We start from the raw sequence: 23936 nt of genomic DNA, 5'->3' as shown, positions 1-23936 counted from the left end.
ATTCAATGAAGAGAGGCCGGTGCGGCACGGAACGCCAGCACGGCGTTGCTGCCACCGAAGGCAAACGAAATGGACAGGGCGGCCCGCACGCGCGTGCTCTGCCGACCGGCCAGCACATGGTCCACGCCTTCGCAGGCCGGGTCGATGCGGCCGGCCAGGTGGGCCGTGGGGGGCAGCGACTGGCGCGCCAGGGCCAGCACGGTGACCAGTGCCTCGATGGCGCCCGCCGCCCCGAGCAGGTGGCCGTGCATGGATTTGGTGGCGCTGACCGGCAACCGGGGGGCGTGCGCACCGAACACGTCGCGCAAGGCCGCGATCTCGACCGGGTCGCCTTCCTGGGTGGCGGTGCCGTGGGCGTTCACATAGTCCACCTCGTCGGGCTGCAAGCCACCTTGCCGCAGGGCCTGGCGCATCGCGCGCGCCTGCCCGAGTGCATCGGGCCGGACCAGGTGGCTGTGATCGCAACTGCCGCCATAGCCCACCAATTCGGCATGGATGCGCGCACCGCGGGCGACCGCGTGGTCCCAGGATTCGAGCACCAGCGCCGCAGCGCCCTCGCCCAGCACCAGGCCACCGCGGTCGGCGGCAAACGGTCGGCAGGCTTGTGCGGCCGCCTCGCCCTCGCCCGGCGCGATCATGCGCATGGCTTCCCAGGCCTTGGCCACACCGTAGGTCAGCGTGGCGTCGGAGCCGCCGGTCAGCATGACGTCGGCGTCGCCCGCCCGGATGCGGCGGAAGGCCTCGCCGATGGCGATGCTGGCCGAGGCACAGGCCGCCACATGGCTCGAACTCACGCCCCCCAGCCCCAGTTGGATGGACAGGTGGGCGTTGACCGCATTGTTCATGCCCAGCACGACAGACAGCGGTGACAGCCGGGTGCGCCCCTTGATCCACATGTCGCGGTAACCGCGTTCAAACGCCTGCACCCCGCCCAGCGAGGTGCCCCATTCGCAGCCCCAGGCGTCGCGCTCGGCCGGGTCCTGCGGCTGGCGCTCCAGGCCGGCGTCGGCCCAGGCGTCGAAGGCGGCCGACACCCCCAGGTGCGCAAACCGCTCCATCATCGAGGCCAGGGGTTTGCCCAGCACTGCCTCGGGACTGAAGTCCTGGCAGGTGACGAAGGGCATCGAAATCGGCTGGGGCTGGTCGTCGGTGACCACGTGGCGGATGGCCGACTCCCCGGCCAGCAGGCGATCGAAGAAATGGTCCAGATTCCCGCCATACGGGCTGACCAGTCCCAGGCCAGTCACCGCGACACGGCGCGGCAGCATCACGTTCCCACGGCCTTGGCCGCCAGCACGCGGTCGATGACGCCGCGCATCTCGCCCACGGTCTTGGGCAGCACATCGGGCGAATCGATGGAAATATCGAGACGGTCCTCGGCCTCGAACATCAGTTCGGCCAGCATCAGGGAGTCCACACCCAGATCGGCCAACAGTGCGTCGTCCACCACCCGGGTGGCCTCGACGCCGAGACGGTCCTGCAAAAAGTTACGAATGATTTCCGTTGAATCCATGGTGAATGTGCATCCAGTTCGTGAGCCAGGACCGCTGCGTCACACCCTGTTTGGCCGCCTCCCGTTCCTGGTTTCATTGTATCTGGCACGGGTCGGCGCACCGGGCGTCAGCGGCGCCGATATGATGCGCCACGACCTTGGCCCGCCCGCCTTCACAACCATGCCCGACCGCTCTGTTCCCCGCGCTGTCTCTGCTACCTGGCCTACCGAGATGGGCCTGCGCGTGGCCCATCTGTGGCTGCTCAAAGCGGTGGGCACCACCCTGTTCATGGTGCTGTTCTTCCAAGCCTATTTTTATGTGCTGCAGCACCCGTCGCGCGCGCCCTGGGTGATGCCCGAGATCTGGCTGGACCGGCTGGTGCCCTTCACCCCGGCCGCCTTCCCGGTCTATGCCTCGCTGTGGGTGTACGTGTCGCTGCCCCCAGCTCTCATCGGCAACCTGCGGGCGCTGCTGCGCCTCGGGGCCTGGGTGGCCCTGCTCTGCGGCAGTTGCCTGCTGGTGTTCTGGCTGTGGCCCACGCGCGTGCCGGATTTCGGCATCGACTGGTCGAACTACCCCGGCCTGTCGGCGCTCAAGGGCATCGATGCGTCCGGCAACGCCTGGCCGTCGCTGCACGTGGCCACGGCGGTGTTTTCGGCCTGGTGGCTCTACCACCTGCTGCGACAGATGGGGGTGCCCCGGGGGTGGCACATCGTCAACGCGGGGGTCTGTGTGGCCATCACCTGGTCGACGCTGGCCACGCTGCAGCACGTGGCCCTGGACGCGATCACCGGGGCGCTGGTCGGCGCGCTCTTCGCCTGGCTGTCCCTCACGCCTGCCGACCTCCGGCTGTCGCAGCGGCTGCAGCAGCGCCTGGCTCAGTCGCGCAGCACCTGAAGCACGTCGGAGCGGAACTCCCGGCTGTAGAGGATGGCCACCACCACCAGAGTGGCCAGCACCATCGCCACCGGCGACACGAACCAGGCCAGCAGCGCGAACGCGAAGTAGTAGGCCCGCAGCCCGTCGTTGAAGGTGTCGGCCGCCGAAGCCACCAGCCTGGCGGCGCGGTGGGCAAACCGCTCGCGGTCGAACTCGCCGCTGTCGAAAGCTTCCGGCGGCGGCATCGAACCGATCAGCAGCGCCACGAAGGTGTACTGCCGCATGCACCACGAAAAGCGGAAGAAGGCGTAGATGAAGATCGCCACCAGCACCAGGATCTTGAACTCGAACACGATCAGCGTGGTGGCCTGCGCGAACGGGATCTCGCTCATCAGCTCGGTGGCCTTGTCGGTGGTGCCCAGCAAAGCGAACAGCCCCCCGATCACCAGGATCGAGGTCGACGAGAAGAACGCCGGCGTGTTCGACAGCGTCTGCGTGATCAGGCCGTCGAGCATGCGCGGATCGCGGAACGTGGTCTGCAGCATCCAGTAGCCGCGGTAACGGTTGGTGGTGACCAGCAGCGACGACTGCCGCACGCCCCACCCCTTGGCGAAACCCGCGTAGCCCACCCAGAGCGCAAAAAAGCAGACCAGCGCCAGCCAGTCTGCCCAGGGAAGGATGCTGAAGATCTTCATGCCGCGGATGCTAACGCGGCATGAGGCCGGCCAGCCTCAGCCCTTGAATTTCTTCGTCACGGCGGCCACGCGCTCGCCGAACAGGCGGGCGGTTTCGAGGTCGCCAGGCAGCATGTCGGCGGCCCCTGCGTCCGACGGCGACTGCGCGATGGCCCCGCTGTACGAAACCAGGTAGTTCACGTCGTTGCGCTGCGCACCCTGGGTGTTGCTGGGCATCAGGCCCTGGCTGACCCAGATCATGCCGTGCTGCATGGCCAGCGTGAACAGGGTGTTCAGCGTGGCCAGCTTGTCGCCGTTCATGCCCGCGCTGTTGGTGAAACCGGCGGCCACCTTGTCCTTCCACTTCTGCGAGAACCAGGCCTTGCTGGACGCGTCGGCGAACTTCTTGAACTGCCAGCTCACGCTGCCCATGTAGGTGGGCGAGCCGAACACGATGGCGTCGGCCGCGTCCAGGGCTTCCCAACCGCCTTCGGGCAGGTTGCCGTCGGCGTCGATGGCCAGGAGTTCGGCACCGGCACCGTCGGCGACCGACTGCGCCATGCGCTGGGTATGGCCGTAGCCGGAATGGTAGACAACAACGATCTGGGACATGCAAAGACTCCTGGGTTGGGGGGATATCACGGAAGGCGGGTCACCGGGCGCGCTTGGCGTCCAGGCTGAAGGCACCGGCACCGAAGGCGGCGAAAGCCAGCAGGCCGCCGGTGATGGCGATGTTCTTGAAGAACATCAGTTGCTGGACCATCTGCTGCTCGGCCGGCACGGCCCAGTAGGCATGGAAGAAGAAGCTGGCCACCAGGGTGAACACGGCCAGGGCGATGGCCGCCACGCGGGTGCCGAAACCGACCAGCAGCGCCAGGCCACCGACCAGCTCGATCACCAGCGCGATCGCCACCCCGACGGTGGGCAGGGGCATGCCCATGGCGGTGGCGTAACCCACGGTGCCGGAGAAGCCCGCGATCTTGCCGAAGCCGGCCGGCACGAACAGGATGGCCAGCAGGACACGGCCGATCAGGGACAGGGGAGATTGGAGAGCGTTCATGAAAAAACTCCTTGCAGGGGAAATTGACGTTACAGGGTGAGGGAAAAACCTTCAGGCGGCAAGGTCAAAGACCAGGACCTCGGCGTCGCGGCCCTGGGTCAGGGCGATCTGCGACTCGTCCGCCAGCACGGCGGCATCACCGGCCTTGAGCGCCTGGCCGTTGACGGCCAGCTCGCCGCGCACCAGGTGCACATAGCCCTTGCGACCCGGTGCCAGCGCCAGTTCGGCGGACTCCGCGCCGTCGAGCAGGCCGGCGTACAGCGACGCGTCGGCATGGATCTGCACCGAACCGTCGGCGCCATCGGGCGAAGCCACCAGGCGCAGGCAGCCCCGCTTGTCCTCGGCCACAAAGGTCTTCTGTTCGTAGCTCGGCGGGATGCCGGTCACGTTGGGTTCGATCCAGATCTGCAGGAAATGCGTGGTCTGGTCGGGCGCGTGGTTGAACTCGCTGTGGCGCACGCCGGAACCGGCGCTCATGCGCTGCACGTCGCCGGGCGGGATGCCCTTGACGTTGCCCATGCTGTCCTGGTGGGCCAGATTGCCCTGCAGCACGTAGCTGATGATCTCCATGTCGCGGTGGCCGTGGGTGCCGAAGCCGGTCCCGGGTGCGATCCGGTCTTCGTTGATCACGCGCAGGTTGCCCCAGCCCATCCAGGCCGGGTCGAAGTAGTCGGCAAACGAAAACGAATGAAAGCTCTTGAGCCAGCCGTGATCGGCATAGCCTCGGGCGTCAGAGCGGCGAATGTGCAGCATGGGGTCTCCTTTCCGATGCGTGGGGGCCGCACAGAATGTGACGGCATGGGCAGTATTCTGGGCACCCAACCGTGCATTTGGTTTGCATGAATTTGATGGCATCATTCAATTCAATCGAATTCAAAAACCATGCCCCCAGCCCATCCCACCTCCACGCGCAGCGCCCTCTCGCCCGAAAACCTCGGCCTCGTCGAAGCGGTGGCCCGCCTGGGCAGCATGGCCGCGGCGGCCCGCGAACTGGGCATGGTGCCCAGTGCCCTCACCTACCGAGTGCGCCAGATCGAGGACGCGCTCGACGTGCTGCTGTTCGACCGCAGCGCGCGCCGCGCCCAGCTCACCCCGGCCGGCGCCGAGTTGCTGCGCGCCGGCCAGTACCTGCTGGGCGAACTCGATGCCGTGGCCCAGCGCGTGCGGCGCGTGGCCACCGGGTGGGAGCCGCAGCTGACCATCGCGGCCGACGCCATCGTGGCCCGCGCCACCCTGTTCGAGCTGTGCGAGGCGTTCTACGCCGAAAACCCGCCGACCCGGCTCAAGCTGCGCGCCGAAACCCTCTCGGGCACCCAGGAGGCACTGCACAGCGGCCAGGCCGATCTGGCCCTGGGCGTGGTGGGCGAAGGCGCCCATCCGGCCGACATCCGCACCGCCCCGCTGGGCACCATCGATTTCGTCTTCGCTGTCGCGCCCCACCATCCGCTGGCCCGGATCGCGCACCGGCTGACCGAAGAAGAGCGGCGCCAGCACCGGGCGGTGGCCGTGGCCGACAGCACCACGCGCGGCCAGGGCATGACCCACAACCTCGCCCCGGGGCAGGACGTGCTCACCGTGCCCACCATGCAGCACAAGCTGGAGGCCCAGTTGCGCGGGCTGGCCGCCGGCTTCCTGCCGCAGCCGCTGGCCCAGCCGTTCATCAACGCCGGGCGGCTGGTGGTCAAGGACGTGCACCAGCCCAACCGCGGCCTGAAGGTGGCCTACGCCTGGCGCCAGCCCCGCAGCGCCACCGAAACCGGGCGCGCCCTGCGCTGGTGGCTGGAGCGCCTGCAGCACCCGGGCACGCGCGAAGCGCTGCTGAACCACCATCACCAGAACTGAGTGCGGCACGTCCGCGGGCAAATCCGGCCCCGGGCCCCGGTCCGGCGCTGCTACAGTGGCCCCATCGCCCTCGCCGGCTTCACGCTCCTTACCGAGACCGCGCCATGCCCCGTCCCGCCGCCCGCCGCCGCTCCACAGCCCGCTCCCCGTCTTCGCGTCCTGCCGTGACTCGCCATGTGGCGGTGATCGGAGCCGGCATGGCCGGCGTCGTGTGCGCGCGCACCCTGGTCCAGGCCGGTCACCGGGTGACCCTGCTGGAAAAGAGCGCAGGGTTTGGCGGCCGCATGGCGACCCGCGACACCGAGTTCGGCGGCTTTGATCACGGCGCCCAGTACTTCACCGTGCGCGACAGCCGCTTTGCCCGCATCCTGTTGGGCGTGCAGGACCTCGTCCGGCCCTGGAGCGTGAGCACCGTGCGCGTGCTCGACGAACTCGGCCACGTGCTGGCCAGCGCACCGCCCCCGACCGAACCGCACTTCGTGGCCAAACCCGGCATGAACGCCCTGGTGAGCCACTGGGGCGAACCGCTGCTGATGCCCGAGCGCTTCGGCGGCCTGACCGCCCAGACCCGGCTGAGCCACCACGTCCACCGCATCGAACCCGATGCGCTCGAACCGCGCCAGTGGCAGCTGCGCGCCGAAGACAGCGATGGTGGCCAGCACGTGCTGGGCGGCTTCGACCAGGTGGTGCTGGCCATCCCCCACCCCCAGGCGCACGACCTGCTGCTGGCCTCGGGCCTGGCCCCGGCGCTGCGCCAGCGTCTGACGGCCGTGTCCGTCGCGCCCTGCTGGGCGCTCATGCTGGCCTTCCCCAACGCCATGCAACCCGGCCTCGGCACCCTGGGCCCGCACTGGAACGCCGCCCGCAGCACGCACCACCGCATCAGCTGGCTGGCGCGCGAGAACAGCAAGCCCGGCCGCAACCCGGTGGAACGCTGGACCGTGCAGGCCAGCCCCGCCTGGTCGAGCAAGCACCTGGACGATCCCGAAGAACGCGTCGCGGCCAAGCTGCTCAAGGGCTTTGCCGAAATCACCGGCATCCGCGCCACCCCCAGCCATGCGCAGGCCCATCGCTGGCGCTTCGCCCAGACCCAGACCCCGCTGGGCGAAAGCCATCTGTTCGATGCCGCGCTCGGCATCGGCCTGTGCGGCGACTGGTGCCTGGGCCATCGCGTCGAAGACGCCTTCATTTCGGGACTGGAACTGGCACTGCGTGTGATTGCCGAACGGTCGTGACACCGGTCACCGCCGCCGGGTTGCCCCAAGACGGTGACAGCCCCCAGAGAGGGCCGCAATCCGCGCCGCGGCGAAACGAGGGCACTGGGTACCGCGGCCGTTTCGCGCCCTCGCCCACCGGCCTGCTGCATGCCGGATCGCTGGTGGCCGCACTGGCCAGCTGGCTCGACGCCCGCGCCCACGGCGGCGCCTGGCTGGTGCGCATCGAAGACGTCGACACGCCGCGTTGCGTGCCGGGCGCCGACCGCCTGATCCTCGACCAGCTCGCGCGCTGCGGCCTGGTCAGCGACGAGCCCGTGTGCTGGCAATCACAGCACGACACGCGCTACCAGCAGGCACTCGACGCACTCGCGGCCACCGGCCGCGCCTACCCCTGCGCCTGTTCGCGCAAGGACATCGAAGCCGCGCTGCTCGCCCAGGGCCTGCAGCGCGAGCGGCACCACGCCGCCGTCTACCCCGGCACCTGCCGGCCCGAAAACGGCGGACTGCGTGGCCGGTCGGCCCGCGCCTGGCGCTTTCACGTCGGGGCTCCTGCCCCGCTGGCCTGGACCGACCGCCGGCTCGGCACACAAACACAGGACGTGGCCAGCGATGTGGGCGATTTCGTGCTGCGGCGCGCCGACGGTCTCTGGGCCTACCAACTGGCGGTGGTGGTGGACGACGCGGCCCAAGGCATCACGCACGTGGTGCGCGGTGAAGACCTGGCCGACAACACGCCCCGCCAGATCGCGCTGCAGCGCGCCCTGGGCCTGCCCACGCCGGTGTACCTGCACACGCCGCTGGTGTGCGGCGCCAACGGCGAAAAACTCAGCAAGCAGAACGGCGCCCGGGCGCTGGACCTGAACGACCCGCTGGCCACGCTGAATGCCGCGGCCCAGGCACTCGGCCTGCCCACGCAGACCGGCCAAGTGCCCGAGGCCCTGGCTCGGTGGGTGGAGGCCTGGCGCCTAAAATACCCGCCCGCGCCCGTTTCCACCTTGCCATGACCGATCCCCGCCACGCCACGCGCCAGCCGCCCGAAGAAGGCACCTACCTGCGCCAGATCAAAAGCTACGTGCTGCGCACCGGCCGCGTCGGCCCCGGGCAGCAGCGCGCGTTCGATCAGTTCGGCCCGCGCTTCCTGCTGCGCTACGACGCGGCGCAGCCGCTGGACACCGCGGCCGCCTTCGGGCGCAACGCGCCGCTGATTCTGGAAATCGGCTTCGGCATGGGCGCCGCCACCGCGCAGATTGCGCAGACCCGGCCCGGCGACAACTTCCTGTGCTGCGAGGTGCACGAGCCCGGCGTGGGCGCCCTGCTCAAACTCTGCGGCGAACAGGGCATCGAGAACATCCGCATCTTCCAGCACGACGCGGTCGAGGTGCTGGAGCACCAGTTGGCCGAAAACAGCCTGGACGGCGTGCACATCTTTTTCCCCGACCCCTGGCACAAGAGCCGCCACCACAAGCGCCGCCTGATCCAGCCCGCGTTCGTGAACCGGCTGGCGCGCCACCTGCGGCCCGGCGGATATCTGCACCTGGCCACCGACTGGCAACCCTACGCCGAGCAGATGCTTGAGGTGCTCAACGCCGAGCCGCTGCTGGCCAACACAGCCACCGACGCTGGCCTGGGCGGCTACGCCCCCAAGCCGGATTACCGGCCCCTGACCAAGTTCGAGAACCGCGGCCTCAAGCTGGGCCACGGGGTCTGGGACCTCGTGTTCATCCGCCGCTGACACCCCGCCTGCGCCCTCGCGGCCCGCCATGGCGCACGTCCCGAAAAACCCGGCCATCCCCATGCGCGAGGGCGTTTCGCCCAGCTGCGTGGCGCTGCCGCGCCTGCGGGTCGTGCCCTGGCCCGGCCTGCTCGACTTTCTGGCCGAACGCCTGCCCGCGGTCAGCCGCGAAGGCTGGCACCAGCGCCTGGCCCAGGGCAAGGTGGTGGACGACAACGGCCGCCCGCTGCCGCCCGACGCGCCCTATGTGAACGGCGCGCGCGTCTACTACTGGCGCGCCCTGCCCGACGAGCCGGCCATTCCGTTCGCCGAGCACATCGTGTTCCGCGACGAGCACCTGGTGGTGGCCGACAAGCCCCACTTTCTGCCCGTCACCCCCGGCGGGCGCTACGTGCGCGAGACCCTGCTGGTGCGCCTCAAGCGCACGCTCGGCCTGCCCGACCTGAGCCCGCTGCACCGCATCGACCGCGAAACCGCCGGGCTGGTGGTGTTCAGCGTGCGGCCACAGGACCGCGACGCCTACCAGCGCCTGTTCCGCGAGCGCGCGATCCACAAGACCTACGAAGCCATCGGGCCGGCGCCGACAGACTGGCGCGGGCCGGTGTGGCGCCGCAGCCGCATCGAAGAAGACCCGCAGGCCTTTTACCGGATGGTCGAAACCGACGGCACGCCCAACAGCGAAACCCGCATCGACCTCCTTGAAACCCAAGGCACCTGGGCCCGCTTCCGGCTGGAGCCGGTCACCGGCAGACGCCACCAGTTGCGCGTGCACATGAACGCGCTGGGCCTGCCGCTGCACGGTGACCAGTTCTACCCCAGCGTGCGCCGCCAGCCCGGGGAAACCGAAGACTTTGCCGAACCGCTGGCCCTGCTGGCCCGCTCCCTGGCGTTCGACGATCCGGTCACCGGCACGGCGCGACGCTTCGACAGCCAGCGAGCGCTGGCCCCGCTGGCGCCATGAGCACGCCCCGGCAGCCGGGCATCGACCTGCTCAAGGTCCTGGCTTCGCAACTGATCGTGCTGCACCACCTGTCGGCGTACGGCCCGGTGGCCGAGGCCATGCACCGGCTCGCACCCGCCCCGCTGGGCTGGCTCTACGGCTATGCCCGCATGGCGGTGCAGGTGTTTCTGGTGCTGGGCGGCTATCTGGCGGTGCAACGCCTGGCGCCGGCCATGGCCGGCCACGCCGAGGCCCTGGCGCGGACCGTCTGGCGCCGCTACCTGCGGCTGGCACCGCCTTTTCTGGTTGCCCTGCTGCTGGCTTTGGTGGCCGCGGCCTGGGCACGGCCCTGGCTGGGCGGCGACGTCGTGCCCGAAGCGCCCACCTGGCGCCAGTGGCTGGCGCACGCGGCGCTGCTGCACGAAACGTTCGACGTCGACGCTCTGTCGGCCGGCGTCTGGTACGTGGCCATCGACTTCCAGCTCTATGCCCTGCTGGCGCTGCTGCTCTGGCTGGGCCAGCGCGGCGGGCAGAGCATGCGGGCCATGGCGCTGGTGATCGGTGCGACCGCGCTCTCGCTGGGCTGGTGGAACCGCTACCCCGGCCTCGACGACGGGCCGCTGTATTTCCTCGGGGCCTACGGGCTCGGCGTGGCCGCCCGCTGGGCGGGCGAGCGGCCGGATCGCTGGCAACGGATCGGCTGGCTGGGCGCCATGTTGCTGGTGGGCGTGTTGGCCCTGGTGCTGGAATTCCGTACCCGCATTGCCCTCGCGCTGGCCGTGGCCTTCTGGCTGGCGCTCACGCAGGGCCGCTACCCGGCGCTGCCTTCCGGCCCCGCCCAACGGGTGCTGGGCATCCTGAGCCGTTCGTCCTACGCGCTGTTTCTGGTGCACTTCCCCGTGCTGCTGCTGGGCAACGCGCTGTTTGAACGCGCCGGCCTGCACGGGGGTACCGCCACCATCGCGGCCTTCGCCCTGATGGGCGCCGCGAGCGTGGCCCTGGGCTGGGCGTTCGAACGCTGGGTCGAAGCGCCGCTGGCGCAGGGCATCGGCTCAGCCGGTCGGCGCCGCGCCCCGCCGCTGGCCGGCTGAGGCGGACACCCGCGCGAAACAGGCCTCAGGCCCGCCCGGCCGGGCCGGGCGGCGGGCTCACACCCGTTCGGCCACCCAGCTGGGCACCGAGGCCAGCGCCTGCGGCAGGCCCGCCGCGTCGGTGCCACCGGCCATGGCCATGTCGGGCTTGCCACCACCCTTGCCGCCCACCTGCTGGGCGACGAAGTTCACCAGCTCGCCGGCCTTGACCTTGCCCACGCTGTCGGCGGTCACACCCGCTGCCAGCTGCACCTTGCCACCGTCGACCGCCGCCAGCACGATGGCGGCACTCTTGAGCTTGTTCTTGAGTTGGTCCAGCGTGTCGCGCAGGGTCTTGGCGTCGGCGCCGTCCAGGCGCGCGGCCAGCACCTTCAGGCCCTTGACGTCCACGGCCTGGTTCACCAGTTCGTCACCCTGGCTGGAGGCCAGCTTGCCCTTGAGCGCGGCGACTTCCTTTTCCAGCGTCTTGACCTGCTCCTGCACCTGCGCGATGCGGCCGGTGAGTTCGGCGGCGGGCGCCTTGAGCGCGCCCGCGGCTTCGTCCACCGTGGTTTCGAGCTGTTGCAGATAAGCCAGCGCGTTCAGGCCGGTCACGGCCTCGATGCGGCGCACGCCGGCGGCCACACCGCTTTCGGCCACCACCTTGAACAGGCCGATGTCGCCCGTGGCCTTGACGTGGGTGCCGCCGCAGAGTTCGCGGCTGGAGCCAATGTCGAGCACGCGCACGGTGTCGCCGTACTTTTCGCCGAACAGCATCATGGCGCCGGTCTTCTGGGCCGCTTCGATGTCCATCAGGCGCGCCTGCGTGGCCGCATTGGCCAGGATTTCGGCGTTGACGATGGCCTCGATGCGGCGCACCTGCTCGTCGGTGACGGGCGCGTTGTGCGCGAAGTCGAAGCGCGTGCGCTCGGCATTCACCAGCGAGCCCTTTTGCTGCACGTGATCGCCCAGCACCTCGCGCAGCGCCTTGTGCATCAGGTGGGTGGCGCTGTGGTTGCGCACGATGGCGGCGCGCACGGCCGTGTCCACGGCGGCATTCACGCGATCGCCCACGGTCAGCGTGCCCTGGGCCAGGGTGCCGTGGTGGCCGAACACGTCGGCCTTGATCTTTTGCGTGTCGGCCACGTCAAAGCGCGCCGACGCGGTGCTGAGGGCGCCCTGGTCGCCCACCTGGCCGCCGCTCTCGGCGTAAAACGGGGTGGTGTCGAGCACCACCACGCCGTCCTGCCCGGCCTGCAGCGTGGTCACGGGCGTGCCGTCCACGTACAGGGCCACCACCTGGGCGTTTTCCTGCAGCGAGTCGTAGCCCGTGAAGGTGTTGCCGGCGCCGGTGTATTCCAGCGCCTTGTCCATCTTGAACTTGCCGGCCGCGCGGGCCTGGGCCTTCTGATGTTCCATACGCAGATTGAACATCTGCATATCCAGCCCAATGCCGTACTCGCGACAAATGTCAGCTGTCAGATCAACCGGGAAGCCATATGTGTCGTGAAGCGTGAATGCCACATCACCAGGGAACCGGTACAGCTCACTGGCGATACCGGGCGTGACCCCCTCGACTTCAAAACCAGGCCCATAGGAAAGTTGATGCAGAGTGCCAAAAACAATCTCCATCCCCTTTTCCAGCGTCTCGTAAAATCGCTCTTCTTCGGCCTTGAGCACGTCGGCAATGCGCTGGGCGTTGGCTGCCAGGTTGGGGTAGGCGTCGCCCATCAGCGCCACGAGGTCGGGCACCAGCTTGTGGAAGAACGGGGTCTTGCGGCCCAGCTTGTAGCCGTGGCGGATGGCGCGGCGCACGATGCGGCGCTGCACGTAGCCGCGGCCTTCGTTGCTGGGGATCACGCCATCGGCGATGAGGAACGAGGTCGCGCGGATGTGGTCGGCGATCACCTTGAGCGAGGGGTTGGCCAGGTCGGTGCAGCCTGTCTCGCGCGCGGCGGCCTTGATCAGCTTGTCGAACAGGTCGATCTCGTAGTTGCTGTGCACGTGCTGCAGGATGGCGGCCAGCCGCTCCAGGCCCATGCCGGTGTCGACGCAGGGCGCGGGCAGCTTCACGATGCTGCCGTCTTCCTTCATGTCGAACTGCATGAACACGTGGTTCCAGATCTCGATGAAGCGGTCGCCGTCTTCGTCCGGGCTGCCGGGAGGGCCGCCGGGGATGTGCGGGCCGTGGTCGTAGAAGATTTCCGAGCACGGGCCGCAGGGGCCGGTGTCGGCCATCATCCAGAAGTTGTCGGACTTGTACTTGCCGCCCTTGTTGTCGCCGATGCGGATCACGCGCTCGGGCGGCAGGCCGATTTCCTGGGTCCAGATGTCGTAGGCCTCGTCGTCGTCGATGTAGACGGTGGCCAGCAGCTTGTCCTTGGGCAGCTTGTAGACCTCGGTCAGCAGCTCCCAGCCCCACTTCAGGCTTTCGCGCTTGAAGTAGTCACCGAACGACCAGTTGCCCAGCATCTCGAAAAAGGTGTGGTGGCGCGCGGTGTAGCCCACGTTCTCCAGGTCGTTGTGCTTGCCGCCGGCACGCAGGCAGGCCTGCACCGAGGTGGCGCGGTTGTAGGAGCGCTTGTCGGTGCCCAGGAACACGTCCTTGAACTGGACCATGCCCGAGTTGGTGAACATCAGCGTGGGATCGTTGCCGGGCACGAGCGGGCTGGACGCCACCACGGTGTGGCCCTTGGAAGCAAAGAAATCCAGGAAGCTCTTGCGGATATCGGCAACGGTGACGGGAGCGGTCATGATGAAGGTCGCAGGGCGATCGTAGGGAATCGGGTGGCAACCGGCCAAGCCGGTGCGAAACCCGCTATTTTCCAACACTGCGCGGGCCCTGGGTGGCCGGCGGTCATCCTTGGCCCGGCATTGGCCCTTATCGGGCTGTCCCGGGCGGCACTGGCGGGCCGCCACGGCCACCCGTAAGCTAGACAATGGCCCGCTGCCCGAACGCATGCGCTAACATCACGCCCACTTTATTTAACTTATTAAATAAATACCTTTTGCCCAGCCGCTTCGGAGACACCCTATGGACATGAAGACCTCGCCTCTGGCCCTGCTCAACGACCCCTCCCTGCTCAAGACCGATGGCCTGATCAACGGCCAGTGGGTCCCGGGCACCAGCCGCTTCGACGTGCTCGACCCCGCCACCGGCCAGAAACTCGCCGACGTGGCCAATCTCGGCCCGGCCGATGCCGAGGCCGCCATCGCCGCGGCCAACGCCGCCTGGGGCCCCTGGAAGGCCAAGACCGCCAAGGAGCGCAGCATCCTCCTGCGCAAGTGGTACGACCTGCTGATGGCCAACCAGGACGACCTGGGCCGCATCATGACCGCCGAGCAGGGCAAGCCCCTGCCCGAGGCCAAGGGCGAAGTGGCCTACGGCGCGAGCTTCGTGGAGTGGTTTGCCGAAGAGGCCAAGCGTGTCAACGGCGAGACGCTGCCGCAGTTCGACAACAACCGCCGCCTGATGGTGCTCAAGCAGCCCATCGGCGTCTGCGCCGCCATCACGCCCTGGAACTTCCCGCTGGCCATGATCACCCGCAAGGTCGCGCCCGCGCTGGCCGCCGGCTGCCCGGTGGTGATCAAGCCCGCCGAACTCACGCCGCTGACGGCGCTGGCCGCGGCCGAGCTGGCCATCCGTGCCGGCATCCCGGCCGGCGTGCTCAACATCCTCACCGCCGACAGCGACCGCTCCATCGCCGTGGGCAAGGTGCTGTGCGCCAGCGACGTGGTGCGCCACATCAGCTTCACCGGCTCGACCGAAGTCGGCCGCATCCTGATGGCGCAGAGCGCGCCCACGGTCAAGAAGATGTCGCTGGAGCTCGGTGGCAACGCACCCTTCATCGTGTTCGACGATGCCGACATCGACTCCGCCGTCGAAGGCGCCTTCGCCAGCAAGTACCGCAACGCCGGCCAGACCTGCGTCTGCTCCAACCGCCTGTATGTGCAGGCAGGCGTGTACGACGAATTCGTGGCCAAGTTCGCGGCCAAGGTCAAAACGGCCAAGGTCGGCAACGGTTTTGAAGAGGGCGTGAACCAGGGCCCGCTGATCGAAGAGGCCGCACTGGCCAAGGTGCAGCGCCATGTGGACGACGCCGTGGCCAAGGGTGCCCGTGTGGTCGCTGGCGGCAAGCGCCTGCCGGGCCAGTTCTTCGAACCCACGGTGGTCGCCGACGCCACCGCCGACATGCTCTGCGCCCGCGAAGAAACCTTCGGCCCCTTCGCCCCGGTCTTCAAGTTCCAGACCGAGCAGGAAGCCATCGACGCCGCAAACAACACCGAATTCGGCCTGGCCAGCTACTTCTACAGCCGCGACATCGGCCGCATCTACCGCGTCAGCGAAGCGCTGGAATACGGCATGGTGGGCATCAACGTCGGCATCCTGGCCACCGAACACGTGCCTTTCGGTGGTGTCAAGCAGTCCGGCCTGGGCCGCGAAGGCTCGCACCACGGCATGGATGACTACGTCGAAATCAAGTATCTCTGCCTGGGCGACATCCTCAAGTAAACTATGCGGCTTCGCGGGTGTAGTTCAATGGCAGAACGGCAGCTTCCCAAGCTTCATACGAGGGTTCGATTCCCTTCACCCGCTCCACTTCGACTTTCCAGGGACTTCCAGAAAAGACCGAGGAACGTCGCAAGTGATTGTCACCATTCAGCTTTTTCACCATCGCTGAATCCAGTGACTTCCAGCGAAAACCACTGACTGCCGGTACAAAACGGTACATCAAGTGGTACATCGGAAAGCGGAGCTTCCCGTTTCCGCATAGTTGCTGGAGCGGCGCGGGGTCGGACAGGACCATGGCAGCCAACTCGATTCTCAGGAGTTGGGCGCATGCTCTCAGACCTCATGGTTCGCCAGGCCAAGGCCACTGGCAAGACATACACGCTGGCCGATTCGGACGGCCTCTCCCTCTTCGTTTCCGCCAACGGCGCCAAGGCCTGGCACTTCCGCTTCAGTTGGGGCGGCAAGCGTGATCGCATGTCCTTCGGCAGCTACCCGGCGCTCTCCCTGAAGGAGGCGCGCGAACTTCGCGATGAAGCCCACAACCTGCTCGCCAAGGGCGTTAACCCGCACACCGAACGGAAGCGCAAGCGCCACGCGATCGTGCTGGCGGGCGAACACACGTTCCAGGCGGTATATGACCAATGGTTGAAACACCGCAAGTTGTCACTGGAGGAAGGACGGCAGACCAGCCTGGAGCAGATCGCCCGCGTCTTCAAGAAGGACGTTTTCCCGGTGCTGCGTCACCTGACCATCTACGACATCACCCGCGCGCACCTGCTGGACATCATCGGCAAGGTAGAAAAGCGCGGCTCGCTGTCGGTGGCCGAGAAGCTGCGGACCTGGTTTACCCAACTGTTCACCTACGCCACGGTGGCGATCCCGAACATGCACGACAACCCGTCCAAGGACTTGGAGGTCGTCGCGCTGCCGCTGCCGCCGGTCGAACACAACCCGTTCCTGCGCATGCCCGAGCTGCCGATCATGTTGCAGACGCTGCGCAAGTACCGCGGGCGCCTGAACACGCAGTTGGGGATTCGGCTGCTGATGCTCACCGGCGTGCGCACCGGCGAGCTGCGCTTCGCCACGCCCGACCAGTTCGACCTGGAGCAAGGCCTGTGGATCATCCCGGTGGCCAGGCTCAAGCAGCGCGCACTGCTCACCAAGAAGAAGCGCAAGCGCCTGGTGGACATCCCGCCCTACATTGTGCCGTTGTCGGTGCAAGCCCAGGAGATCGTTCGCCACCTGCTGGACCAGTGCAAGCCGGCCCAGGTCTACCTCATCCCTGGCGACTGGTGCTTGAAGCATCCCGTCAGCGAGAACACGTTCAACGGCGCGCTCAAGCGCATGGGCTACGAGGACCAGCTCACGGGGCACGGCATCCGCGCCACGATGTCGACCGCGCTCAACGAACTTGGCTACCCGAAGAAGTGGGTGGATGCCCAGCTCTCGCACGCCGACCCGGACAAGATCAGCGCGACCTACAACCATGCCGAGTACGTCGAGCAGCGCCGCGTGATGATGCAGGATTGGGCCGATCGCCTGGACCTGTTCGAGCAGAACCAGGTCGAGGTCGCCAGCCGTCATCTGACCATCACGCTGCAGGGCCTGCCGACCATCGCCGGCCAAGCGGCGGTACAGCCGCCGGTGATCGACCTCACGGCACCACAGTTGATCGTGACCGCGCCGACGCCCGACCTGCCCGCAGCGCCGGCATCGGTGCAGCGGCTGTCGGCCGTGCGCATGCCCGAGTACGCGCGGCCGCGCCTGTCGGAGGTGCAGCGCGAACGCCTGCAGGTGCTGGAGACCTTTGAGGCGCCGCACAACCTCTCGGTGGCGGACTACGCCAAGCTCGCCGGCAAGTCGCGCCGGTGGATCACCTACGAGATCCAGGCTGGCAACCTGCTGTCGATCCACATGGGCCACCGCGGGCAGCGTGTGCCCGACTGGCAACTCGATCCGCTCAAGCGCAGGCTCGTGCAGTCCGTGCTCAAGCAGGTGCCGCGCGGGCTCGACACCTGGGCGATCTACCACGCGCTGCTACAGCCCTATGACGCGCTCGGCGGGCGCTCTGCCATCGAGGCAGTCAACCCGAAGAACCTGCACCTGGCTGCGCGGCTGGTCGCGGCGCAGAGCATCGCGGCGGATGATCTCGAGGACTCCGACATTCCGGTGCAGGTGCGGCGCAGCGTGCAGCGCCTGGTGCAAGACGCCATCACGGCCGATGCCGCCGAAGACCTGATGGAGCCTTGACGCGGCGGGACTTCAGGTCACGGAGCGGACGCGGCGCGCGAACCGCTCCTGGGGTTCGGTCAAGGCCTCAGACGTGTGCAGCAGGTAGGACATGACGATCGGCGGTGCGCCGGCCAGCGGTCGCACCACGATGCCGCGGCACTGGTATCCTGCCAGCCGCGCGGCGGGCGCGATGGCGATGCCGTAACCCGCGGCGACCAGCGTCATCGCCATGTCGAAGGTGCTCACGACCTGCTCGTGTGGCGCGTCGCCGATCAACCGATGCACCAGGGCCTGCCATGGCTCGTCCGCGGTAGATTGCGCACAGATGAGGGGCTGCTTTTGCAGTTCATGGCACGGTACGTCGCGATGGACCAGCAGGTGCGAACGCTTGGCGACGGCGACAGCCAGCGTGTCGTGCCACAACGGCTCGCACACCCAGCCAGGCCATTCCAGGTCCGTGGACGACAACGCGAAATCGAAGTCATCGTCCAGCGACTTGCTCGCCAGTTCCGCCGCAGCACATCGGACCAATGCAGCAGAGGTCTCCGGCTCTTCGGCACGTTGCAGTGCCAGCACGTCGGCAAGCTGTGAAGGCACCCACTCGCCGAGCACTGCCACACGGATCGCGGTGGAAGCATAGATCGATGTCACATCCAACCTCCTTCCCAAGGGCAAGAAACTCATCGCGACGGTGAAAGCATGAAGCATGCAATCGCGCTTTTGAGTTAAGTTTAACGTGGTTTATATCGAGGCAATGCTCGACGCTTTTGCTAATGCAGAAGCGCCAGATTCAGAGAGGCCGACCGACCGGCACGACCACCTACGAAGCAGAACCAGCCATCGCGTTTGGGGCCGCCGTTCGCGACGAGAGAACCAACCAGGGCATCGCCCAGGAAACGCTGGCTCACTTGGCCGGCATCGAGCGCTCGCACGTAGGCAAGATCGAGCGCGGCGAGCACACGCCCACGCTGCCCCTGATCCTCAAGATCGCCCGTGCGCTGAAATGCAGTTCTGCCCACCTGATGGCCCTGACCGAAGCCAAGCTGGCCGAACCGGCTCCTTCCAAGACTGAGGATTGAAGCCGGTCTCGCGCTGGCCGCTTTACCTATCCCTGTTCGTTATATTTGTTCTGCTCAAACCGAGAGATTTTCGTCTCTTGGCATGTCGCTGGCGAGACGTAGGTAAGGGTTATCGGGTGGCGTTTCTCCGAATACGCTGTCCGGTGCCAGGAGCAAATAGCCGTGCAGTCGCCGCGATTTGCGCGGTCCCGTGACTTCGCATGTCCAGATATTCAGTCCGCTGGCTTGCTTGCGGTGCGCGGCCAGTTTCTCGAAGCGCTTCTGCACCCACTGCCAAGCCTCTAGCTTCTCCTGCCGCGCGATGCTCGCCACCTGCGGATGTTCCTGTGCGTACCGCTGGAACACGCCGGGGCTGACTAGGTAGGCGGTCCCGGCGACGGTATGCACCAGGGCCTTGGCGTCGTTGATGATGAGTTTGCGCGAGCGCACGCCATGGGTCAGCCAGGCCATGAAGTCGTCGCCGGAGGGCTCGGCCTGTGGCCGGGGTGCCGAGGTTGGCGGTGTCGGCGGCGCCATCACCGCGCTGGCCAGGGAATCTCCTTCGGCGTCTGCCCGCGCGTCGGCGACGGGCTCGGGTGGCATCGGGAGCGGCGCCGACGCGGCGGGCGCCATGTCCAGCAGGTCGAGCAGCGCCCCGACACCGTTGTCCGCCGTCGCTGCCGTCATCGGGGGCGCGACCGGCGGGGCGCCGCTGTAGGCGGGCTCTGGCCCCGTGCGTGCCGCACCAGGCGTTGCGGGAACCTGCTGCGCCACGTCCTCGTGCTCCTGCTCGACCTGCACCTGGCCGGCGAACGGAGCGGGCCGCTCGGCCGCCTCCCAGATCAATGCGGGCGAGAGTTTCAGGAACGTGAAGCTGTGCGACCAACCGGCATCGCTGGCCACCGTGGCCTTCCAGATCGCCTTGCCGTCCGGCGTGGGCAAGGCGATGCCGTGGTCCTGCAGCACGTTGAACACCGCCGTGTTGCTGGCCGGGATGCCGTCGATGCCTTGCTGCAGCAAATGGGCGCGGAGCTTGTCCGAGACGGTCTTGCTCACCAGCCAGAGTGCGTCCTGGGTCAGCCAGCCGTCCGAGGCTTGAGGTTGGTTCAGCTTGAATTCCTCCCGCAGCAGGAAGCGCAGGCCATCGAGCAGCTTGCGCTGCAAGGCGTGTTTGGGCGCGGCCAACGCCTTGCTGGGATCGCCGCCGAGTTCCTGGGCCACCGAGGCCTGATCGGCCTGCACCACCAGTTCGCCGAGCGTGCCGGCATGCTCGTACTGGCCTGCCAGCACGTACAGGAGCGCGGCCCAGAGGTCGGGGTAGCCGGCGAGCCAGTCGAAGATGCCCGGATCGAGCAGCCGGGCGTAGAGCAGCCCGGTGGCGGCACTGTGCAGCCGGTACTCGCGCTCCTTGCGGTAGCGGAAGCGGTACGGCCGCCGCAGCGGGCCGTGCCACGGATGCCAGACCGTGCCGTCCGCGTACTCCACGTGCAGGTCGACGGCGACCTTGCCAACGTCGTGCAACAGCGCCGCATAGGCGGTGCCGGCCGTCCAGGCTTCGGCCTGGGCCGCTTGCGCCTCCGGCGTGGTGCCGGCGGGCAGCAGGTGCGACTGCCGCAGCTTGAGCGCGTAGGCGACGATTTCCAGGCCGTGGTCCAGCATGCCGCCCGGGTAGGCGTGGTGGTGGCTCTCGGATGCGGGGAATTGCTGGACCAGCTCGGCGTAGCGCTCCAGCGGCGCGAGGTACAGCGATGCGAATTGCCTGCGCGACAGCGAGGTGCGCTGCCAGATGTGCTCCAACAGCTTCTGCCGCCGGGGCGTCGCCAGCAGCGATGCGGCCGGCTCGGGCCGCATCAACCCTTTGCCGGTGTCGGCGGGAGGTATGGGTGTCGGCGTCGTGCCAGAGGATGGCGGCGGCCGTTTGCGTTGGAACAGCGAGAGCATGGCGAACCCCGGACGGCGGGCCGGTCGGGGGAGCCTTTTGGCCTTTTCGGGTAGGGCCATTCCCCTTGGCCCCATTCCCTTGCCCCTTCCCCAGCCCTTTGGCCTTTGGAAGCCTTTGGATATAGGGCAACCAGGGTGTCCCGACCACAACCAATACGGAGCTGGCCCAGGCCGATTGGTGATGATGTTTCAAGGAACGGCCTGCTTTCAGCAGCCGTTGAAACAGCGCCAAAGACTGAAACGCCTCCTGCCGCTCTCCACAGCCGTCGATGACCAGCAGGATCGCCGTCAGGCCTGACCCAGCCCCTCATCGAGGGCGTTGGCCTGCGCTGCGAAGTCCGCTGGGCGCCGCTTGCGAAACGCCTCCAGATTGGCGAGCTTCCAGCGCAAGGCGGGCAATTCGGCCGCGTGCGGGCACAGCACCAGCGACCAGTCGGGCTCGGCGCGTACCAGCCCGCTCAGGAACTGTCTGTGCCCCTCGGTCAGGCGACGAGGCAGTTCCTGTCGCATCTGTGCACGAGCGGCAAGCAGCGTGTCCAGCGAGCACTCCACTTCGGTCATGCCGACGAAAGCGCGCTCGTACTCCGCTGCGATGTCCTTGTCGTTGCCGAACAGCACTTCATGCGGCGGCCGGTTATGGCCGGCGAGGTAGAGCACGAAGCACTCGACCATGCCGTCGCTGAGGCCGCCAGACCCATAGAGCTGCCAGACGTCGAACAGGTCACGTGGGTGCTGCCGGTCCAGGGCCGCCACCAACTTGCCGGCATACAGCTCGTCGCGCGCCAGGATCGGCGCCTCGAACTCGACACCGAACAGGTCGCCGGTCTTGGCGCTCAACGGCTTTCGTTCAACCGGGAGCACCGTGCCGCGGAAGACGACGTTCACCTCGATCTTGACCTGGCTGGTGTCGTTCTCGACGATCAGCTTGGTGTCACCGAGATCCTTGCTGCGCACCAGGCGCGTCTGGATGCCCAGCGGTTGCACGCGTTGCGCGATGGCGGCCAGCTCGCCGTTGATCGCCTTCAGCGCGTCGTCGCGTGCGACCTGCCAGGGCCGGTACACCACGTCGATGTCCACCGACAAGCGCGGCATATCCTGCACGAACAGGTTGATCGCTGTGCCGCCCTTCATCGCAAAGATGTCGTTGGCGAAGACCTCGGGCGTGACGGCCAGCAGCAGGCGAACGGTATCGGCGTAGTTCTTATCCATGGGGATTCAGGCTCAGCAAGGTGCCGTCGGCCAGTCGGCTCATCCAGCGTTTTTCGCTGCCGGTGCGCAGCGGATGCCGCTCCAGCAGATCCTTGACGTCGACCACCTGCGTCTCGCGTGCCCAGGTGAGGAACAGACGAACGGTCTTCACACTGGTGCAGCACGACAGCAGTTGCCCGAGCAGTTCCTTCCTCGGCGAGCGCAGGCCATCGAAGAGGTTGCGGGCCTCTTCCAGGCTCTGCTTCGTCCCGGCCTCGTAGAGCAGCTCCAGCACGGCGCGCTCGGACACGGCGACTTGCAACCGATCGGGCAGGCCGGGCGGCGTGGTCAGGGTCTTGTCGGCCAGTGCGGCATCGGGCCAGTCGAACAGGTGCGCATGGACGTAGCGTGCCGGAAAGCGCGAAGTGAACCAGACCGGCAGCTCGTAGCGGCTGTTGCCCCACAGGACCAGCGTGTCGCGGCCGAGGTTGTGGCGCACACCCTGCAGGCCCAGCGCACTCTTGCCGCCGACGTGCAGGCCGGGCACGCGCTGCTGCAGGAACTTCAGCGCCCCGTAGACGCCGAACTCGTCGTTCGGGAAGGCGTAGACGCCCTGGGCCAGGCGCACGAGCCAGCCGCCCTCGGCATAGCGCGCGGCGAGCTTGGACGACACCCCCAGCGGCGCCAGGGTGGTCAGGTCGAACGGCGCACCACGTGGCAGCGTGGTCTGCAGCCGCTTGATTACTTGATGCCGTGAATTTCCATCCATCGTGGAAAAATAGCACAGAATCCAATCAAGCGCTTCCAGAGGACAGGATTCAGCGCTGAAATTCGCCTCATCGGGTATTTTCAATGCACCTTCTAATCGCGCCTGACGGCGCCACCCCTTGACATCGTAAGGAATTTTCCTTGCGGTGATTGCCAGGAGAGCCGTCATGCCCAACGTCAAGGAACTCGCCACTGTCACGTCCAAGGGACAGCTCACCCTGCCCAAGGCGGTTCGCCAGGCGCTGGGCGTGGAGGCCGGCGACAAGGTGGCGTTCGAGTTGCGCGAGGATGGCCAGGTCGTCGTCAGCCGCGGGGAGGCAGAGCATGAAGACCCGGCTATCGGTGCGTTCCTGACCCTGCTGGCTCGTGACATCGAGGCAGGGCGAAACATCCGCGGTCTGCCCGAGGAACTGGCTCGCACAATGCTGGAGCATGCAGGCCATGAGGTTGTCCTGGGCGACGACTTCGATGGGCGCGTGGAAATCTGATGCAGCGGCACGGCTGGACCCTGCTGTTCCATGAGGGCTTCATCGAGCAGTTGCGCAAGGTACAGGCGGCCGCAGTGCCGCTCAGCGACAGCGAGCCGCAGCAGTTCGATGGCGATGCCAACGCCAAGCTGTTTCAGGCGTTGAGCCATCGGGTCATGGACGCCGTGCCGGGCGATCCCTCGCGGGATGAGTTTCGTTACTGCAACATCGCGGAGCCGGCGCACTCCAACTGGCGGTGCGCGAGGATCGGCAGGCGGTTCCGCTTGTTCTTCCGCTACGACGCGAGGGCGAAAGTCATCGTGTTCGCAGCACTCAAGGACCGGGCTACGGCGATAGCACCGAGCCGCGAACAGTCGGATGCACTGAGCAGTCAGATCGACCCGACAGTGACGAAGGTACGGAGGCAACGAATGACCAGGCCTCGCCAGGAAAGATGAATTGAACATGAGGTAGCACCATGAAGACCGCAGCACAGACAACATTCCCCGAGCGCGTGGGCCGAACCCTGGGCCGGCTGTGGCGTGGCTGCGTTCGGCTGGATCGACGTGCGATGCAGGGACTGGTGGCAAAGGGTTGGAAACCCGGTGTCGCAAAGGGCGTGATGCTGATCGTCAAGATCGCAGCGTTTGCCGTGCTGCTCTACGCTGCGTTCTGGATGGCGTTGCTGCTTCTGTGCATCGTGGTCGTTGCGAGGATGGCCTGGCAACACGACTCTGACGACGATGCCGATTTCCTCGGGCGCAAAGCGGAAGAGAGAGACCATCGTGAAGGGCTGTTCTATCACCCGGCCATGCATGACGATGATCCCGATCCGCGATTCAAAGACGACTAACGGAACGCT

General features: G+C 67.3%; 24 protein-coding genes and 1 tRNA gene. 14 read left to right on the top strand and 11 right to left on the bottom strand.

Features of this window, described 5'->3' with window-relative positions; all coding sequences use genetic code 11:
* Positions 1-2: 2 nt before the first annotated feature.
* Entirely contained in the window at positions 3-1268 is a 1266-nt protein-coding gene (locus tag L0977_RS00920) for a beta-ketoacyl-[acyl-carrier-protein] synthase family protein (protein WP_234262748.1), read from the bottom strand.
* Positions 1268-1513: an acyl carrier protein gene (locus L0977_RS00915; protein WP_234262747.1), complete on the bottom strand. Its 246-nt coding sequence runs from the start codon at positions 1511-1513 to the stop codon at positions 1268-1270. Before L0977_RS00915 ends, L0977_RS00920 begins: the two co-directional genes overlap by 1 nt.
* A gap of 160 nt (positions 1514-1673) precedes the next feature.
* Here L0977_RS00915 and L0977_RS00910 point away from each other — a divergent pair, with 160 nt between their 5' ends.
* On the top strand, positions 1674-2390 hold the full coding sequence (locus L0977_RS00910) for a phosphatase PAP2 family protein (protein WP_234262746.1): 717 nt from the start codon (positions 1674-1676) through the stop codon (positions 2388-2390).
* Here L0977_RS00910 and L0977_RS00905 read toward each other — a convergent pair.
* The 4 genes from L0977_RS00905 to L0977_RS00890 are packed head-to-tail and all read right to left on the bottom strand — an operon-like array spanning position 2372 to position 4859.
* A complete protein-coding gene (locus tag L0977_RS00905) occupies positions 2372-3067 on the bottom strand; it encodes a DUF599 domain-containing protein (protein WP_234262745.1) in 696 nt (231 codons plus the stop codon). The genes L0977_RS00910 and L0977_RS00905 overlap by 19 nt on opposite strands.
* Positions 3068-3103: 36 nt before the next feature.
* On the bottom strand, positions 3104-3658 hold the full coding sequence (locus L0977_RS00900) for a flavodoxin family protein (protein WP_234262744.1): 555 nt from the start codon (positions 3656-3658) through the stop codon (positions 3104-3106).
* A gap of 40 nt (positions 3659-3698) precedes the next feature.
* Positions 3699-4106, bottom strand: a complete 408-nt coding sequence (locus L0977_RS00895) for a DoxX family protein (protein WP_234262743.1) — start codon at positions 4104-4106, stop codon at positions 3699-3701.
* Positions 4107-4157: 51 nt separating this feature from the next.
* Positions 4158-4859 (bottom strand): pirin family protein, encoded by a 702-nt coding sequence (locus L0977_RS00890; protein ID WP_234262742.1) that lies wholly within the window; start codon positions 4857-4859, stop codon positions 4158-4160.
* A 129-nt stretch (positions 4860-4988) separates the two neighbouring features.
* Here L0977_RS00890 and L0977_RS00885 point away from each other — a divergent pair, with 129 nt between their 5' ends.
* The 6 genes from L0977_RS00885 (at position 4989) to L0977_RS00860 (ending at position 10928) form a co-directional block, all read left to right on the top strand.
* The gene (locus L0977_RS00885) at positions 4989-5948 is read left to right on the top strand and encodes a LysR family transcriptional regulator (protein ID WP_234262741.1); all 960 of its coding nucleotides are present in this window, start codon (positions 4989-4991) and stop codon (positions 5946-5948) included.
* A 104-nt stretch (positions 5949-6052) separates the two neighbouring features.
* Positions 6053-7183 (top strand): NAD(P)/FAD-dependent oxidoreductase, encoded by a 1131-nt coding sequence (locus L0977_RS00880; RefSeq protein ID WP_234262740.1) that lies wholly within the window; start codon positions 6053-6055, stop codon positions 7181-7183.
* A gap of 122 nt (positions 7184-7305) precedes the next feature.
* Positions 7306-8169, top strand: coding sequence for a tRNA glutamyl-Q(34) synthetase GluQRS (gluQRS, locus tag L0977_RS00875; RefSeq protein WP_234262947.1), 864 nt, complete (start codon positions 7306-7308; stop codon positions 8167-8169).
* A complete protein-coding gene (trmB, locus tag L0977_RS00870; RefSeq protein WP_234262739.1) occupies positions 8166-8897 on the top strand; it encodes a tRNA (guanosine(46)-N7)-methyltransferase TrmB in 732 nt (243 codons plus the stop codon). Before gluQRS ends, trmB begins: the two co-directional genes overlap by 4 nt.
* A 28-nt stretch (positions 8898-8925) precedes the next feature.
* Positions 8926-9858 carry a pseudouridine synthase gene (locus L0977_RS00865; protein ID WP_234262738.1) on the top strand — a complete coding sequence of 311 codons (933 nt, stop codon included), beginning with the start codon at positions 8926-8928 and terminating at the stop codon, positions 9856-9858.
* Positions 9855-10928 carry an acyltransferase family protein gene (locus L0977_RS00860; protein WP_234262737.1) on the top strand — a complete coding sequence of 358 codons (1074 nt, stop codon included), beginning with the start codon at positions 9855-9857 and terminating at the stop codon, positions 10926-10928. The genes L0977_RS00865 and L0977_RS00860 overlap by 4 nt, the downstream gene beginning before the upstream one ends.
* Before the next feature lie 57 nt (positions 10929-10985).
* Here L0977_RS00860 and alaS read toward each other — a convergent pair whose 3' ends face one another.
* Positions 10986-13661, bottom strand: coding sequence for an alanine--tRNA ligase (gene alaS, locus L0977_RS00855; RefSeq protein ID WP_234262736.1), 2676 nt, complete (start codon positions 13659-13661; stop codon positions 10986-10988).
* A gap of 280 nt (positions 13662-13941) precedes the next feature.
* Between alaS and L0977_RS00850 the strand changes: the two genes are divergently transcribed.
* The 3 genes from L0977_RS00850 to L0977_RS00840 all read left to right on the top strand — a co-directional run bounded on the left by L0977_RS00850 (position 13942) and on the right by L0977_RS00840 (position 17670).
* A complete protein-coding gene (locus tag L0977_RS00850) occupies positions 13942-15420 on the top strand; it encodes an NAD-dependent succinate-semialdehyde dehydrogenase (protein WP_326491031.1) in 1479 nt (492 codons plus the stop codon).
* A gap of 13 nt (positions 15421-15433) precedes the next feature.
* Positions 15434-15507 (top strand) — tRNA-Gly (locus tag L0977_RS00845).
* Between the two features lie 240 nt (positions 15508-15747).
* Entirely contained in the window at positions 15748-17670 is a 1923-nt protein-coding gene (locus tag L0977_RS00840; protein ID WP_096450646.1) for a tyrosine-type recombinase/integrase, read from the top strand.
* A gap of 12 nt (positions 17671-17682) precedes the next feature.
* Here the strand turns inward: L0977_RS00840 and L0977_RS00835 are convergent, their stop codons facing one another.
* The gene (locus tag L0977_RS00835; protein ID WP_232516462.1) at positions 17683-18303 is read right to left on the bottom strand and encodes a substrate-binding domain-containing protein; all 621 of its coding nucleotides are present in this window, start codon (positions 18301-18303) and stop codon (positions 17683-17685) included.
* Between the two features lie 122 nt (positions 18304-18425).
* Here L0977_RS00835 and L0977_RS00830 point away from each other — a divergent pair, with 122 nt between their 5' ends.
* Entirely contained in the window at positions 18426-18731 is a 306-nt protein-coding gene (locus L0977_RS00830) for a helix-turn-helix domain-containing protein (protein ID WP_096450650.1), read from the top strand.
* Positions 18732-18785: 54 nt separating this feature from the next.
* On the opposite strand, the gene mobH is transcribed toward L0977_RS00830, so the two are convergent.
* The 3 genes from mobH to L0977_RS00815 all read right to left on the bottom strand — a co-directional run bounded on the left by mobH (position 18786) and on the right by L0977_RS00815 (position 22608).
* Entirely contained in the window at positions 18786-20651 is a 1866-nt protein-coding gene (gene mobH / locus L0977_RS00825) for a MobH family relaxase (protein WP_096450652.1), read from the bottom strand.
* A 288-nt stretch (positions 20652-20939) separates the two neighbouring features.
* Complete coding sequence (locus L0977_RS00820) at positions 20940-21860, bottom strand: nucleotidyl transferase AbiEii/AbiGii toxin family protein (RefSeq protein WP_096450654.1); 921 nt, start codon at positions 21858-21860, stop codon at positions 20940-20942.
* Positions 21853-22608 (bottom strand): type IV toxin-antitoxin system AbiEi family antitoxin domain-containing protein, encoded by a 756-nt coding sequence (locus L0977_RS00815; RefSeq protein WP_096450656.1) that lies wholly within the window; start codon positions 22606-22608, stop codon positions 21853-21855. The genes L0977_RS00820 and L0977_RS00815 overlap by 8 nt, the downstream gene beginning before the upstream one ends.
* 166 nt (positions 22609-22774) lie before the next feature.
* Here L0977_RS00815 and L0977_RS00810 point away from each other — a divergent pair, with 166 nt between their 5' ends.
* The 3 genes from L0977_RS00810 to L0977_RS00800 are packed head-to-tail and all read left to right on the top strand — an operon-like array spanning position 22775 to position 23927.
* Positions 22775-23095 carry a type II toxin-antitoxin system PrlF family antitoxin gene (locus L0977_RS00810; protein WP_096450658.1) on the top strand — a complete coding sequence of 107 codons (321 nt, stop codon included), beginning with the start codon at positions 22775-22777 and terminating at the stop codon, positions 23093-23095.
* Positions 23095-23532, top strand: a complete 438-nt coding sequence (locus L0977_RS00805) for a type II toxin-antitoxin system YhaV family toxin (protein ID WP_096450660.1) — start codon at positions 23095-23097, stop codon at positions 23530-23532. The genes L0977_RS00810 and L0977_RS00805 overlap by 1 nt, the downstream gene beginning before the upstream one ends.
* 20 nt (positions 23533-23552) lie before the next feature.
* On the top strand, positions 23553-23927 hold the full coding sequence (locus L0977_RS00800; RefSeq protein WP_096450662.1) for a DUF3742 family protein: 375 nt from the start codon (positions 23553-23555) through the stop codon (positions 23925-23927).
* Positions 23928-23936 lie beyond the last annotated feature (9 nt).

Origin of the sequence: Hydrogenophaga sp. NFH-34 (assembly GCF_021401345.1) — a bacterium.
GTDB classification, from domain to species: domain Bacteria; phylum Pseudomonadota; class Gammaproteobacteria; order Burkholderiales; family Burkholderiaceae_C; genus Hydrogenophaga; species Hydrogenophaga electricum.
The sequence above is the reverse complement of the archived record's forward strand: the minus strand, read 5'-3'. Positions and strand labels throughout refer to the sequence as shown.

Excerpts from the sequence above, each read along its gene's own strand:
- L0977_RS00865 (WP_234262738.1), top strand. The coding sequence starts at position 8,926 with ATGGCGCACGTCCCGAAAAACCCGGCCATCCCCATGCGCGAGGGCGTT.
- L0977_RS00880 (WP_234262740.1), top strand. The coding sequence starts at position 6,053 with ATGCCCCGTCCCGCCGCCCGCCGCCGCTCCACAGCCCGCTCCCCGTCT.
- L0977_RS00850 (WP_326491031.1), top strand. The coding sequence starts at position 13,942 with ATGGACATGAAGACCTCGCCTCTGGCCCTGCTCAACGACCCCTCCCTG.
- L0977_RS00905 (WP_234262745.1), bottom strand. The coding sequence starts at position 3,067 with ATGAAGATCTTCAGCATCCTTCCCTGGGCAGACTGGCTGGCGCTGGTC.
- L0977_RS00910 (WP_234262746.1), top strand. The coding sequence starts at position 1,674 with ATGCCCGACCGCTCTGTTCCCCGCGCTGTCTCTGCTACCTGGCCTACC.
- L0977_RS00915 (WP_234262747.1), bottom strand. The coding sequence starts at position 1,513 with ATGGATTCAACGGAAATCATTCGTAACTTTTTGCAGGACCGTCTCGGC.
- L0977_RS00810 (WP_096450658.1), top strand. The coding sequence starts at position 22,775 with ATGCCCAACGTCAAGGAACTCGCCACTGTCACGTCCAAGGGACAGCTC.
- mobH (WP_096450652.1), bottom strand. The coding sequence starts at position 20,651 with ATGCTCTCGCTGTTCCAACGCAAACGGCCGCCGCCATCCTCTGGCACG.
- L0977_RS00860 (WP_234262737.1), top strand. The coding sequence starts at position 9,855 with ATGAGCACGCCCCGGCAGCCGGGCATCGACCTGCTCAAGGTCCTGGCT.
- L0977_RS00840 (WP_096450646.1), top strand. The coding sequence starts at position 15,748 with ATGCTCTCAGACCTCATGGTTCGCCAGGCCAAGGCCACTGGCAAGACA.
- L0977_RS00885 (WP_234262741.1), top strand. The coding sequence starts at position 4,989 with ATGCCCCCAGCCCATCCCACCTCCACGCGCAGCGCCCTCTCGCCCGAA.
- L0977_RS00830 (WP_096450650.1), top strand. The coding sequence starts at position 18,426 with ATGCAGAAGCGCCAGATTCAGAGAGGCCGACCGACCGGCACGACCACC.
- L0977_RS00900 (WP_234262744.1), bottom strand. The coding sequence starts at position 3,658 with ATGTCCCAGATCGTTGTTGTCTACCATTCCGGCTACGGCCATACCCAG.
- L0977_RS00895 (WP_234262743.1), bottom strand. The coding sequence starts at position 4,106 with ATGAACGCTCTCCAATCTCCCCTGTCCCTGATCGGCCGTGTCCTGCTG.
- trmB (WP_234262739.1), top strand. The coding sequence starts at position 8,166 with ATGACCGATCCCCGCCACGCCACGCGCCAGCCGCCCGAAGAAGGCACC.
- alaS (WP_234262736.1), bottom strand. The coding sequence starts at position 13,661 with ATGACCGCTCCCGTCACCGTTGCCGATATCCGCAAGAGCTTCCTGGAT.
- L0977_RS00890 (WP_234262742.1), bottom strand. The coding sequence starts at position 4,859 with ATGCTGCACATTCGCCGCTCTGACGCCCGAGGCTATGCCGATCACGGC.
- L0977_RS00815 (WP_096450656.1), bottom strand. The coding sequence starts at position 22,608 with ATGGATGGAAATTCACGGCATCAAGTAATCAAGCGGCTGCAGACCACG.
- L0977_RS00805 (WP_096450660.1), top strand. The coding sequence starts at position 23,095 with ATGCAGCGGCACGGCTGGACCCTGCTGTTCCATGAGGGCTTCATCGAG.
- L0977_RS00920 (WP_234262748.1), bottom strand. The coding sequence starts at position 1,268 with ATGCTGCCGCGCCGTGTCGCGGTGACTGGCCTGGGACTGGTCAGCCCG.
- L0977_RS00820 (WP_096450654.1), bottom strand. The coding sequence starts at position 21,860 with ATGGATAAGAACTACGCCGATACCGTTCGCCTGCTGCTGGCCGTCACG.
- L0977_RS00800 (WP_096450662.1), top strand. The coding sequence starts at position 23,553 with ATGAAGACCGCAGCACAGACAACATTCCCCGAGCGCGTGGGCCGAACC.